This window comes from Streptomyces sp. FXJ1.172 (genome assembly GCF_001636945.3).
In the GTDB taxonomy this organism is placed as follows: domain Bacteria; phylum Actinomycetota; class Actinomycetes; order Streptomycetales; family Streptomycetaceae; genus Streptomyces.
In genome coordinates this window covers 1,510,737-1,523,779 of the sequence record NZ_CP119133.2, presented here as the reverse complement: position 1 = coordinate 1,523,779, position 13,043 = coordinate 1,510,737, and the positions used below count along the sequence as shown (strand labels likewise).

The 13,043-nt window shown below is 70.9% G+C and carries 10 protein-coding genes; 9 read left to right on the top strand and 1 reads right to left on the bottom strand.

Annotation, left to right across the window (positions count from 1 at the left end):
• The first annotated feature begins 30 nt into the window (after positions 1-30).
• From A6P39_RS06820 to A6P39_RS06805, 4 genes are read left to right on the top strand one after another with little or no spacing between them, the layout of a single operon-like run.
• Positions 31-1,479 (top strand): ABC transporter substrate-binding protein, encoded by a 1,449-nt coding sequence (locus A6P39_RS06820; protein ID WP_275883823.1) that lies wholly within the window; start codon positions 31-33, stop codon positions 1,477-1,479.
• Positions 1,480-1,530: 51 nt separating this feature from the next.
• Positions 1,531-2,520 (top strand): carbohydrate ABC transporter permease, encoded by a 990-nt coding sequence (locus tag A6P39_RS06815; protein ID WP_067044007.1) that lies wholly within the window; start codon positions 1,531-1,533, stop codon positions 2,518-2,520.
• Positions 2,521-2,539: 19 nt separating this feature from the next.
• Positions 2,540-3,418 (top strand): carbohydrate ABC transporter permease, encoded by an 879-nt coding sequence (locus tag A6P39_RS06810; protein ID WP_067044003.1) that lies wholly within the window; start codon positions 2,540-2,542, stop codon positions 3,416-3,418.
• A gap of 7 nt (positions 3,419-3,425) precedes the next feature.
• Positions 3,426-5,258, top strand: a complete 1,833-nt coding sequence (locus A6P39_RS06805) for a hypothetical protein (protein WP_067044001.1) — start codon at positions 3,426-3,428, stop codon at positions 5,256-5,258.
• Between the two features lie 24 nt (positions 5,259-5,282).
• Here A6P39_RS06805 and A6P39_RS06800 read toward each other — a convergent pair whose 3' ends face one another.
• Complete coding sequence (locus tag A6P39_RS06800) at positions 5,283-5,945, bottom strand: nucleoside/nucleotide kinase family protein (RefSeq protein WP_067044278.1); 663 nt, start codon at positions 5,943-5,945, stop codon at positions 5,283-5,285.
• A gap of 127 nt (positions 5,946-6,072) precedes the next feature.
• On the opposite strand from A6P39_RS06800, the gene A6P39_RS06795 reads away from it, so the two are divergent.
• From A6P39_RS06795 to A6P39_RS06775, 5 genes are all read left to right on the top strand, one after another.
• Positions 6,073-6,813 carry an HAD family hydrolase gene (locus tag A6P39_RS06795; RefSeq protein ID WP_067043998.1) on the top strand — a complete coding sequence of 247 codons (741 nt, stop codon included), beginning with the start codon at positions 6,073-6,075 and terminating at the stop codon, positions 6,811-6,813.
• Complete coding sequence (locus A6P39_RS06790) at positions 6,810-9,173, top strand: glycoside hydrolase family 65 protein (protein WP_067043995.1); 2,364 nt, start codon at positions 6,810-6,812, stop codon at positions 9,171-9,173. Before A6P39_RS06795 ends, A6P39_RS06790 begins: the two co-directional genes overlap by 4 nt.
• 158 nt (positions 9,174-9,331) lie before the next feature.
• Positions 9,332-9,832: a hypothetical protein gene (locus tag A6P39_RS06785; protein WP_067043992.1), complete on the top strand. Its 501-nt coding sequence runs from the start codon at positions 9,332-9,334 to the stop codon at positions 9,830-9,832.
• 15 nt (positions 9,833-9,847) lie between these two features.
• Positions 9,848-11,821 (top strand): GMC family oxidoreductase, encoded by a 1,974-nt coding sequence (locus tag A6P39_RS06780; protein WP_067043989.1) that lies wholly within the window; start codon positions 9,848-9,850, stop codon positions 11,819-11,821.
• Positions 11,818-12,993: a ferritin-like domain-containing protein gene (locus tag A6P39_RS06775; RefSeq protein ID WP_067043986.1), complete on the top strand. Its 1,176-nt coding sequence runs from the start codon at positions 11,818-11,820 to the stop codon at positions 12,991-12,993. The genes A6P39_RS06780 and A6P39_RS06775 overlap by 4 nt, the downstream gene beginning before the upstream one ends.
• The last annotated feature ends 50 nt before the right edge of the window (positions 12,994-13,043 follow it).

Here is a 13,043-nt window from a genome sequence, read left to right as displayed (position 1 = left end):
GCACCGGCCCGGCCGGCCGGGGAGACCCCCGTGCAGCAGGCGGCGCGGCCGGGCGAGGCCGCCCCCGCGAGGCGCGCCTCCACCACCCATGCACCCGTGCCGCAACGACCGGCCGGGGATCCGTCACGCACCCTCAGGGAGGACCCGGTGGGTCACCAGATCTCGCGCAGAACCCTCTTCCGCACCGCGGGCGGGCTCGCCGCCGCAGGCGCCCTCGGCGCCACGCTCACCGCCTGCGCCGGCGGCACCGGAGCCGGCAGCGACAGCGGCGACCTGACCATGACCTGGTGGGGCAGCGACGAACGCCACGCCGCCTACAAGAAGGCGCTCGCGACGTTCCAGAAGAACAACCCGAAGATCAAGATCGAGACCCGGTACTCGGGCTACGACGGCTACTTCGACAAGTTCAACACCCAGGTCGCCGGCGGCAGCGCCCCCGACCTGCTCCAGATGGACACCGCGCTGGTCGCCCAGTACGCCCGCAAGGGCATCCTCGCCCCGCTGGACTCCTACGTCGGCAAGTCCCTGGACCTGACGGGCTTCTCCAAGACCCTGCTGGCCGCCGGCACCGTCGACGGCAAGCTGTACGGCGTCCCCTCCGGCATCGGCGTCAACCAGCTCACCGTCAACCGCACCGGCCTGGAGAAGCTCGGCCTGAAGCTGCCCGAGCGCGAGTGGACCTGGAACGACCTGAAGGCCGTCGCCACCCAGGTCCACAAGAAGAGCGGCGGCAAGATCTACGGCGTCGACGACGGAGGCGGCTCCACCCTGCAGTGCTTCGAGATCTTCGCCCGCGAGAAGGGCCAGCCGTTCTTCTCCGACGACGGCAAGAAGCTCGGCTTCAGCGCCGACACCCTCCAGGAGTGGTGGGAGTTCTGGGCGGGCATGCGGCGGGACAACGCCTCGCCGCCGCCCGCGGTCACCTCCGCCGCGCACAACGACCTCACCAAGAACGCCGTCGTCATCGGCAAGGCCCTGTTCACCTTCGACTCCGGCGTCTACGGCGCCGGCGGCTCGATCACCGACGCCCAGCTGGACTTCCTGCCCACCCCGCAGGGCGACTGGTCGGGCGCCCGCGAGGGCAACTTCGTCAACGGCGGTGTGCTGCTCAGCGCCACCAAGGCCAGCAAGAAGGCCGCCGACTCGGTGAAGATCATGGACTTCTTCGCCCAGGACCCCACCGCCATCAAGGACATGCGGCTGCTGCGCGGCATCCCGCCGACCGAGAAGGCCCGTTCGCTCATCTCGGCCGGGCTGAACGAGACCGACAAGCTGAACATGGCGATGGCCGACTACATCTCCCAGCGGGTCTCCAAGGCCACCGACGCGCTGCCCGCGCCCGTGCCCCCGCCGGGGGGCGCCGACCAGATCTGGGACCTGCTCTTCCAGTCCAACCTGGCCGTCGCCTTCGGCAAGAAGACCATCAAGGCGCAAGCGAGCGAGTTCTTCGACCAGGCGCAGTCCATCCTCGCGGGCTGAGTGCCCGCCCAGCACAGTCCGGCACCGGAGAGGGCCAGGGAGACGATGAGCATGACCACCGCCAAGACCGACGGGGCCGTGGGGGAGAGGCCGGCGGCCCCGGCGACCCCCGCCGGTCCGCGCGAGCGCGAACGCATGCGCCGCCGGGCCGCCAGACGGCGCGGCGGGGGATGGTGGCCGTACCTCTTCCTGGCTCCCTGGTTCGCCGGCCTGTTCGGGCTGACGGTCTACCCGATGCTGGACTCGCTGTACCTGTCGTTCACCGACTTCGACCTGCTGACGCCCGCGAAGTGGATCGGCGCGCAGAACTACACGCACATGTTCTCCGACGACCCGGTCTTCTGGGACTCGGTGCACGCCACCTTGCTGTACGTCCTCGTCTCCGTCCCCCTGAAACTGGCGCTCGCGCTCGGCGTGGCCATCCTGCTCAACCGGCCGCTGAAAGGCATCGGCGTCTACCGGGCCGCCTTCTACCTGCCCTCGCTGCTCGGCGGCGCGGTGGCCGTCGCGATCGTCTGGCGCCAGGTGTTCGGCGGGGACGGCCTGTTCAACGACTTCCTCGGCTGGTTCGGGATCAAGGGCCAGGACTGGATATCGAGTCCGGACACCTCGATCTACACGCTCATCCTGCTCGCCGTGTGGCAGTTCGGCACCCCGATGGTCATCTTCCTCGCCGGACTGAAACAGCTGCCGAAGGACGTGTACGAGGCCGCCGCGATCGACGGCGCGGGAACGCTCACCCGGTTCTTCCGCATCACGCTCCCGCTGCTCACCCCGATCGTCTTCTTCAACCTGGTCCTGCAGATCATCGACGGGTTCAAGACGTTCACCCCCGCCTACGTCGTGAGCAACGGCACCGGCGGACCGCTCGACTCGACCATGCTGTACTCCCTCTACCTGTACAAGAAGGGCTTCACCGACCTGCAGATGGGATACGCCTCGGCGCTGGCCTGGGTGCTGTTCCTGGTCATCGCGGGCTTCACGGCGGTCAACTTCATCGCCGGCCGTTACTGGGTCCATTACGACGATGACATCGACTGAGCGAGGAGTCCGTCCGATCATGTCCGCCCTCACCCCGAGCGCCGCGCCGCTCCAGAAACTCCGTTCGCTCACCGGCCCCCGCCGCATCCTCCTGCACACCCTGCTCATCGGCGTCGCGCTCGTCATGCTCTACCCGCTGCTGTGGATGCTCAGCAGCTCCCTCAAGCCCGACACCGACATCTTCACCCACCCCGGCCTGATCCCCACCAGGGTGCACCCGCGGAACTACGCCGAGGGCTGGAGCGGTTCGGGCAACTCCTTCTCGCTCTACATCACCAACTCGCTGATCGTCACGATCGGCGCGGTGACCGGAAACGTCGTCTCGTGCTCGCTGGCCGCCTACGCCTTCGCCCGCTTCGAGTTCCGGGGCAAGAAGATCTGGTTCGGCCTGATGCTCGGCACGCTCATGCTGCCCATGCAGGCCACACTGATCCCGCAGTACACGATCTTCTACAACCTCACCTGGATCAACACCTTCCTGCCGCTGATCGTCCCCAAGTTCCTCGCCACGGACGCCTTCTTCATCTTCCTGATGGTGCAGTTCATCCGCTCCATCCCCCGGGAGCTGGACCAGGCCGCCATGATGGACGGCGCCAACCCCCTGCAGATCTACTGGAAGATCATCCTGCCGCTGATGAAGCCGGCCCTGGTCACCACGACCATCTTCACCTTCATCTGGACCTACGACGACTTCCTCAGCCAGCTCGTCTACCTCCAGCAGAACGCCCGCTTCACCGTCCCGCTCGGCCTCACCCTCTTCCTGGACAAGACCAGCGGCTCCTCCTACGGCGCCATGTTCGCCATGTCGACACTCGCGCTCGCCCCCACGCTCATCTGCTTCCTCGTCTTCCAGAAGAGACTGGTCGAAGGCCTGGCGACCACCGGAATGAAGGGCTGACCCCAGCGTGCACCTGCCCCACCAGCGCGGCCCGCTGCACGACCTGCCGGACACCCCGCAGGCGTACGACGCGGTGCTCGCCGACGTGACCGAACAGGCCCTCGCGCGGCTCACGCCCGAGGGCAGTCTCGAACACCCCGGCGCCCACGACGACATCGGCGACACCTCGCTCGGCATCACCTCCCTGCTCGCCCTCGCCTGGCAGCGCGGCAAGGACCCCCGGCTGCCCGAGGCCGTCCGCCGCAGCCTCGCCTTCCACCTGCGCGAGCGCGTCCACACCGGGGACAACCCCGGCTACCCGAACCTGCGCACCGCCAACTCCGGCCTTCCGTATGCCCGTTACGTCCTCGAAGCCGGCGCCCACCCCATCGGGGACTGGCCCAGCACCGTCTGGGCGCTGCTCCAGGCCGTCAACGTCCTCGACGCCGCCGACGGCCTCCTGGACGACGAACAGCGCACGGAACTGCGGCAGTTGGCCCACGGCTACTGGCGCTGGCTGACCGAGGCGACCTTCTTCAACCCGCAGGAGGCCGGCAACCAGGCCATCGGCTGCGTCGTCGGCGGCCTCATGCTCGCCCGCCATCTCCCCGAAGAACAGGGCAAGCCGGTGCGGGAGCGGGCGCTGAGCCTGTACGCCGACAAGATCCGCGCCCACCGGGTCCGCGACCGGGGCGCCCTGCTGCCGCCCGAGCACGGCGGCGCCTACGACAACAACTACGGCCCCATCTCCCTGTCCTTCCTCGCCCAGGCCCACCGGGTCAGCGGCGCGGAGGTGTTCGCCGAGGACGGCGACACCCTCGCCCGCTACCTGGACGCCCGGCTGACCGGCGGCGGCTACGACTGCGGAGGACCGCGCTACAGCGAACAGCACTCCGGCTTCGAATCCGTCCTGGGTCTCAGGTACTTCGGCGCGCGCATCGGCGCCGACCTGGGCCGCTACCGCGGCGACACGCGCTGGGGCCGGCACGCGGTCCAGCGCGACGGCCGGATCGACGGGCACTTCGCCTTCATGCTGGTCTGGCAGATCCAGGACCCCACCCGCTGGCACCGCACCCCCTCCCCGCACCCCGCCCGCCACCAACTGCGCTCGGGCACGGTCTCCGTGGCCTTCGACAGCCGGCTGACCCCCTCCCTGATCGAGGCCGCCGGCACCTACTACCTGCCCGCCGCCGTGCGCCGCCAGCACGGCTTCGGCCCGGTCACCGACGGCTTCCTGCTGTGCCGCCCGATGGGCGAGGTACGGGTCCGCGACGTCCGCGCCGACGGCCTCGCCGCCAAGCTGGTCACCAAGCCCGTCGTCGGCCGTGACCACGTCCTGCGCCACGTCCGCTCGCTGTACGTCACCGACGGCACGCGCCTGTGGGTGACGGTCGCCGTGGAGCGGCTCGACGGGGCGCCCTACCTGCTGTCCGGGCTGCCGTACGCCGCCGACGACGGCGACCGGGTGCGCCGCACCGCCGAGGGCGAGGTCACGGCGGCCGGTGCCCTGCGGCTCACCCACCCCGCGGCGCCGGGCGACGACCACTTCGACGCCCGCGCCGAACTCACCCAGGAACAGGCCGCGTTCACGCTCGCCGCCGACCCGCGCGGCTACGGAAACCCCGACGAGGGCTGGAGCCACCTGGTCTCCTCCACCGCCCTGGAGGCCGACCCGGCGCCGGGCGCCCCGGACGGGCTGCACGTGTTCGCCGTGCGGTACGGGCCCGGCGAAGCCTTCGCGCCCGTCTTCGATCAGGGCCCTGACGGCGGGCTCACCGTGCGCACGGAGGCGTTCACGGCGGTCGTCGGTCCCCCGGCCGGGGACGGCCGGGCAGAGCCCTCACTCACCCTGCACGGCTGAGTCCGGGCGCCGCCCGCCCGGCCGTCAGCCCTCGGGCAGTACGGCGGCGGGCAGCGCGGCGGGCGGCACCACCAGGTCCGCCCGCCCCCGGGTCGCCGCCACCAGCTCGGCGTTGCGCTGGTCCGTGCCCAGCACCCAGGCCACGGCCGTCTCGTGGTCCTTGCCGAACTCCTCGTGCCGGGCGACCAGCCGGCGGATCCGCTCGTCCTCGGCGATCTCGCAGAACCACACCTCGTCCAGCAACGGCCGCACCCGCACCCACGAACCCTCGGCCAGCAGAAGGTAGTTGCCCTCGGTCACCACCAGCCGGGCGGCCGGCGGGACCGGGATCGCGCCCGCCAGGGGCTGCTCCAGGACCCGCTCGAACCCGGGCGCGTACACCACCTCGCCGGCCTCCTCGCGCAGCCGCCGCAGCAGCGCCGCGTACCCGGCCGCGTCGAAGGTGTCCGGCGCGCCCTTGCGGCCGCGGCGGCCCAGACGGTCCAGTTCGGCGTCGGCCAGGTGGAAGCCGTCCATCGGCACGTGCGCCGCCCAGGGCGGCCCGTCGCCGTTCAGGGCGCGCACCAGGTGCTCGGCGAGGGTCGTCTTGCCCGCGCCCGGACCGCCCGCGATGCCGAGCACGGCACGCCGGCCGCCCGCGGCGAGGGCACGGGCACGGGCGATCAGATCGTCGAAGGTCAGCGGCATGCGGGACAGTGTGGCACCGATGAGTTCCGCCCGGTCCGCGCGTCCCCGCCGCAAGCTTTGCCGAGAAGTACGCTCCAGTGTGGCGTGCGCCACTCATCGAACGCCGATCCTGGGGAAGAGTGCCGGTATGACTCAGCTCGGTCTGCCCGACGCAATCCAAGCCTGTCTGTTCGATCTCGACGGGGTCGTGACCAAGACGGCCGTCGTGCACGCGGCCGCCTGGAAGGAGACGTTCGACCGGTTCCTGCGCGACTACGACGGCGAGCAGGGGCGGCCGTTCGACGCGGTCGCCGAGTACGACGAGTACGTCGACGGACGCCCCCGCGCCGACGGCGTGCGCGCCTTCCTCGACTCACGCGGCATCCACCTGCCCGAAGGCACCCCGGACGACCCACCCGGGGCGGACACCGTGCACGGCCTCGGCAACCGCAAGAACGACCTGCTCCTGCAGAAGATCCGCGCCGGCGGCGTGGAGGCCTACGAGGGCACCCTGCGCTATCTGGAGGCGGTGCGCGCCGAGGGGCTGCGCACGGCGATCGTCTCCTCCAGCGCCAACTGCCGCGATGTGCTGCGGGCCGTGGGCGCCGAGCACTTCTTCGACGTGCGGATCGACGGCGTCGTGGCCGCCGAGCGGCACCTGCCGGGCAAGCCGCACCCCGACACCTTCCTCGCCGCGGCCCGCGACCTGGGCGTCGAGCCGTCCCGCGCGGCCGTCTTCGAGGACGCGCTGGCCGGCATGGACGCGGGCCGCGCGGGCGGCTTCGGATACGTCGTCGGCGTCGACCGGGCCGGCCAGGCCGACGCGCTGTACGCGCACGGCGCGAGCACGGTCGTGCAGGACCTCGCCGAACTGGGAGGCAAGGAGTGATCACCGACCGGTCGTACGCCGTGGAGCCCTGGGCCGTCCGGGAGACCGCCCTCGACCTCGGCCTCCTCGCCCAGAGCGAGTCGGTGTTCGCGCTGTCCAACGGCCACGTCGGCTGGCGCGGCAACCTCGACGAGGGCGAACCGCACGGCCTGCCCGGCAGCTACCTCAACGGCGTGCACGAGGTGCACCCGCTGCCGTACGCCGAGGCCGGATACGGCTACCCGGAGTCCGGCCAGACGGTCATCAACGTCACCAACGGCAAGATCCTGAGGCTGCTGGTGGACGACGAGCCGTTCGACCTGCGCTACGGCCGGCTCGTCGCCCACGAGCGGGTCCTGGACCTGCGCCGCGGGGTGCTGGAGCGGACCTGCGAATGGACCTCGCCGGCCGGCTCCACGGTCCGGGTGCGCTCCACCCGGCTGGTGTCGCTGACCCAGCGCGCGGTCGCCGCGGTCGGCTACGAGGTGGAGGCCGTCGGCTGCCGCAGCCGCGTGGTGATCCAGTCCGAGCTGGTCACCAACGAGACCCTGCCCCAGGCCGACGGGGACCCGCGCGCGGCCATGGCCCTGCAGTCCCCGCTGGAGCAGGAGGACCACTTCGCCTCCGGCGGCCGGCTGCGCCTGGTGCACCGCACCCGGCGCAGCGGCATCCGGGTCGCGGTGGCCGCCGACCACGTGGTCAGCGGCCCGGAGCGCACCACCGTCCGCAGCGAGAGCGGCACCGACGTGGCCCGGCTGACCGTCACCTCCGTACTGGAGCCCGGACAGACGCTGCGCGTGGAGAAACTGGTCGCGCACGGCTGGTCCGGCACCCGCTCGCTGCCCGCGATGGCCGACCAGGTCGACGCCGCGCTCGCCGCCGCCGCGCACGACGGCTGGGAGGGACTGCTCGCGGACCAGCGGGCCTGCCTGGACGACTTCTGGGACCGCGCCGACGTCGAGGTGGAGGGCGACGAGGAGATCCAGCAGGCCGTCCGCTTCGCCCTGTTCCACGTCCTGCAGGCCGGCACCCGCGCCGAGCAGCGCGCCATTCCGGCGAAGGGCCTGACCGGCTCCGGGTACGACGGGCACGCCTTCTGGGACACCGAGATGTTCGTGCTGCCGGTGCTCACCCACACCGCGCCCGCGGCCGTCGCCGAGGCGCTGCGCTGGCGGTACAACACCCTGGACGAGGCCCGCGAACGCGCGGCCCAGCTCGGGCTCGGCGGCGCCGCGTTCCCCTGGCGGACCATCGCCGGACCGGAGGGCTCGGCGTACTGGCCGGCCGGCACCGCGGCCTTCCACGTGAACGCCGGCATAGCCGACGCCGTCGTCCGTTACGTCGAGGCCACCGCCGACAGCGCGTTCGAGCGCGAGGTGGGCATGGAACTGCTGGTGGAGACGGCCCGGCTGTGGCGCTCGCTGGGCCACCACGACACCGGCGGCGCCTTCCACATCGACGGCGTCACCGGCCCCGACGAGTACAGCGCGGTCGCCGACGACAACACGTACACCAATCTGATGGCCCGGCAGAACCTGCTCGCCGCGGCCGACGCCGTCGAACGCCACCCGCGCGAGGCGGCCCGGCTCGGCGTGGACGAGGAGGAGAGCGCCGCCTGGCGGGACGCCGCCGAGGCGATGTACGTCCCCTACAACTCCGAACTCGGCGTCCACGAACAGCACGCCGGATTCACCCGCTACCAGCGCTGGGACTTCGCCGGCACCCGCGCCGACCAGTACCCGCTGCTGCTGCACTTCCCCTACTTCGACCTCTACCGCAAACAGGTCGTCAAACAGGCCGACCTGGTGCTGGCCATGTACACCTGCGGCGACCACTTCGACCAGGGCGACGGGGAGGCGGCCGAGGAGCAGATCGCCCGGAACTTCGCCTACTACGAGCCGCTGACCGTCCGGGACTCCTCGCTGTCCGCCTGCTGCCAGGCGGTCATGGCCGCCCGGACGGGCCATCTGGACCTCGCCTACGACTACACCGCCGAGGCGGCCCTGATGGATCTGCAGGACCTGGAGCACAACACCCGCGACGGGCTGCACATCGCCTCGCTCGCCGGTACCTGGATGGCGCTGGTGGCGGGCTTCGGCGGGATGCGGCGGGCCGGCGAGAGCCTGCGGTTCGCGCCCCGGCTGCCCGGGCGGCTGAGCCGGCTCGCCTTCAACGTCCAGTTCCGGGGCCGCACGCTGCGCGTGGACATCGGCGCGGACAAGGCGACGTACGCGCTCCTGGACGGCCCCCCGCTGACCCTGAGCCACCACGGCGAGCCACTGACGGTGACCGCCGCCGACCCGGCCGTCCGCGCCGTACCACCGCCGCCCCGCCGCCCCGCTCCCGGGCAGCCGCTGCACCGGGCGCCGAACGGGGGGTGAGCGCCGCTGCTACGGGCGAGTGAAACTCGGCATCGTCGCGCCGTCTCCCGCAGCGCCGGTCTGTGCACGTCGCAGCCCCTCTCCGGTCCCTCGCACAGGCCGGGGGCACGAGGGGGGCCTCGGGTTACTTTCGCCTCTTTGGTGCGAGAGAGAGTCGTATGGGCAGCAACGACACCCCCCGCACCCCGAAACAGATCTTCACCGACATCTCCGTGCAGCTCACCGGCTTCGACCGGGCGGAGCTGGCCGGCACGGGCATGATTGACACGTACTACGACACGCTGCTCAGGATGATCGGCGAACGCGAGGCCGGGCAGCTCTTGCGCTACGCGAGCGAAGCGATCGCGAAGGACCAGGACAAAGGGGCGAGGAACGACGGCGCGGCCTTCAGGGCCGCGGTGATCGAGAATCCGCGCTTCGGGTCCGTCGCCGTCAGCCTGATCAAGCTCTGGTACCTCGGCCGCTGGTACCCGCTCTCCGGTGCGTACCGCGACCGCTTCGGGTCGACCGCGGACGACGTCGAACACGTCGTCTCCAGCCAGGGCTACCGCGAGGGCCTGGTCTGGGTCGCCGCCGGAGCGCACCCGATGGGCGGCAAGCCGCCGGGCTTCGGCTCCTGGGCCCAGCCGCCGTCCCTGCTCGACCCCCAGTCCCTGTGACCCCGAGGTAGCACCATGAGCACCCCCGATTACGACCTCGTCATCGTCGGCGGCGGCATCTGCGGGGCCGTCATCGCCAAGACGGTCGTCGAGCAGTGCGCCAGGAAGAAGAAGTTCCCCCGCATCCTGATCCTGGAGGCCGGCCGGGCCACGGCCCTGAGCGCCGACAAGTACGACACGTATGTGGAGGCGTACCACGAGGCGCTCGTCAAGGTGCCCAACGCCCCCTATCCCGCGAGCAGTTCGGCGCCGCAGCCGGATGTGCTGGACATCAGGCCGCTCCAGGACGCGCAGGGCAGGCCGGCCGTCAGCGACCAGGGGTACTTCGTCCAGAAGGGCCCGATGCCCTTCGGCAGCGACTACGCCCGTTCGCTCGGCGGCACCACCCTGCACTGGCTGGGCACCTGCCTGCGGATGCTGCCCAACGACTTCCGGATGCGGGAGAAGTACCGCAGGTCCGTCAACTGGCCGATCGGCTACGACGAGCTGAAGCCCTATTACGAGCGGGCCGAATGGGACATCATCGGCGTCGCGGCGGACGTGGGCCACCAGTACTACCCGGGCATCGAGAAGGGCGATCCGAGGAAGTTCTTCAAGAGCGCGAACGTGGACAAGTTCCCGGGCGGCACCTACAGCTTCCCCATGGAGGAGATCCCCTCCAGCTACCTCGACCAGTACCTGGCCAAGCACGTCGACGACATGACGGTCACGCTGCCCGCCGGGTACCCGGGCGAGAAGGAGCACAAGTTCACCATCCGGATCAGCAACACCCCGGTCGCCCGCAACTCCACCCCGGCCAGGCCGGACTACAAGGTCGTGGGCGCCGCCGGGAACGCCGACCGGGGCCAGCGCTGCGAGGGCAACTCGAGCTGTATCCCGATCTGTCCCGTCCAGGCCAAGTACAACGCGCTCAAGACGCTCTACGAGCTGATCGTCAGGTACCCGTACGCCCTCGGGGACGGGGAGAAGCCGGGGCGGCGGGCCAGGGTCGACATCCGCAGCCAGTGCGTCGTCACGCAGGTGCTGCACAGCACGGGCGCGGTCACCGGCCTCACGTACAAGACGTACTACGACGACGGCTCCCCGGCGACGGACCACACGGTGACCGCCCGCGCCTACGTGCTCGCCGCCAACGCCATCGAGAACGCCACCTTGCTGCTCGCCTCCGGCAGCGCCGCCAACAGCAGCGACCAGGTCGGCAGGAACCTGATGGACCACCCGCTGCTGCTCACCTGGGGCCTGCTCCCGGAGAACGTCGGCGCCTACCGGGGCCCCGGATCCACCTCCGGCATCCCCGCGTTCCGCGACGGCGGCTTCCGCGACACCCGCACGGCCTTCCGCGTGGAGATCGGCAACTGGGGCTGGAACTTCCCGGAGAACTCCCCCTACGACACCGTCCTCGACCTGGTCGGCGGCAGCAAGGACGGCAGGGCGAAGTGCTACGGCAGACAGCTGCGCAAGGAACTCGGCAGGATCCTGCCCCGCCAGTTCCGGATCGCCTGGGAACTGGAGCAGGACCCGGAGGCACGCAACCGCGTCACCATCGACGACCGTTACAAGGACGCGCTGGGCAAGCACCGGCCGGTCATCGAGTACGACCTGTCGGAGTACGTGAAGGCGTCGCTGCCCTGGGCGGCCGAGGCGAGCAGACAGCTGTTCGCGCGGCTCGGCATGACGGAGAAACGCCGGCGGCCCACGTACGAGACCGGCGACTACTCGCACTACGACGCCGGCGACGCGGCGCAGGTGCGCTACAAGGGCAAGACCTACTGGGTGCGCGGCGCGGGGCACGTCGTGGGCACCCACCGGATGGGCGATGACCCCACGGATTCCGTCGTCGACAGCCACCAGCGCAGCCATGACCTGCGCAACCTGTTCGTCGCCGGATGCGGCAGCATGCCGACGCTCGGCACCTCCAACCCGACGCTCACCATGACCGCCCTGGCGCTGCGCACGGGCGACAAGATCGCCGAGGAGCTGAGCAAGTGAGCGCACGGAACCCGGAACCGATCAAGAACCTCACGGAGCTGAAGGCCGCCCTGCAACTGGCCGTGGGCCTGGAGCTGAGCACCATCCCCGTCTACCTCACCGCGCTCTACTCCATCAAGGACGGCACCAACCCGGACGCGGCGCAGACGATCCGCAGCGTGGTCATGGAGGAGATGCTCCACATGGCACTCGCCGCCAACGTCCTCAACTGCCTCGGCGAGAAACCGAGTACCGGGCCCGTCGAGTTCCGGGGCAGGCAGGTGAACCCGGTCCCCGCGTACCCGTTCACCAGCCCGCTGGTCTCCGGCATCGGGGAACTCGCGCTGCGCCCGCTCACGCCCGAGGCCGTGGACTGCTTCGTCAGGATCGAGCACCCCCACCACGGTGCGAGCAGCCCCGCCGAGATCAAGTGCCCCGAAGGCGGCTACCCCACCATCGGCGAGTTCTACGACGCGATCAGCGCCGCGCTGCAGAACAAGAAGATCTGCAAGGACGCGGATTTCAAGGCCGTCAACCAGGTGAAGGCCACCCAGTACTACGGCGGCGCGGGCGAGGTGGTCGAGGTGAAGGACCGAGGGAGCGCGCTGGCGGCGATTCACAGAATCGTTGACCAGGGCGAAGGCCTGCCCGAGAAGTCCCTGAAGCAGCCGGCCAAGACGGTCACCACCGAGGACAGGCTGGGCTACGGCTGGCAGATGTACTCGCACTACGCCCGCTTCCGCGAGCTGCAGACCGGCCGCCGCTTCCGCAGCACCCAGACGGCGGGACAGACCCCGGCGGGCGCATTGCTGCTGGTCGACTACGAGGCCGTCCACCCGGCCGAGTTCGTCAAGCCCAACGGCGCCACCACGGGAGGTCCCGAGGGTGCCGCGCTCAACGAGTTCGACCTCGCGTACACGCAGCTCGTCGACGACCTGTACCTCGCCTTCTCGGGCGGACAGAAGGAAGTCGGCAACAAGGCCGCGCCCGGCGGCAAGCAGTCCAAGGACCCGCTGCTGCTCGCCGTCCACGACATGCACGCGCTGAAGTACCGGGCCGTGGCCCTGATGCGTACCCCGATGCCGGGCAGCCCGCAGCACACGTTGTGCCCCCGGTTCGGCTACGCCACGACCCCGGACGACCGCAGGAAGCTGCGGGCGGGGGCCGAGCAGATGAGAGGCCAGACCCGGTGACCCTCGCGGCCGGCGGTCACTCGGGGGGCCTTCCGCCGCCAGGCGGTGGG

What these genes read in the sequence shown, in the direction of transcription:
- A6P39_RS06785 (WP_067043992.1), top strand. Translation starts at nt 9,332, where the DNA reads ATGGGCAGCAACGACACCCCCCGCACCCCGAAACAGATCTTCACCGAC.
- A6P39_RS06815 (WP_067044007.1), top strand. Translation starts at nt 1,531, where the DNA reads ATGACCACCGCCAAGACCGACGGGGCCGTGGGGGAGAGGCCGGCGGCC.
- A6P39_RS06795 (WP_067043998.1), top strand. Translation starts at nt 6,073, where the DNA reads ATGACTCAGCTCGGTCTGCCCGACGCAATCCAAGCCTGTCTGTTCGAT.
- A6P39_RS06780 (WP_067043989.1), top strand. Translation starts at nt 9,848, where the DNA reads ATGAGCACCCCCGATTACGACCTCGTCATCGTCGGCGGCGGCATCTGC.
- A6P39_RS06800 (WP_067044278.1), bottom strand. Translation starts at nt 5,945, where the DNA reads ATGCCGCTGACCTTCGACGATCTGATCGCCCGTGCCCGTGCCCTCGCC.
- A6P39_RS06810 (WP_067044003.1), top strand. Translation starts at nt 2,540, where the DNA reads ATGTCCGCCCTCACCCCGAGCGCCGCGCCGCTCCAGAAACTCCGTTCG.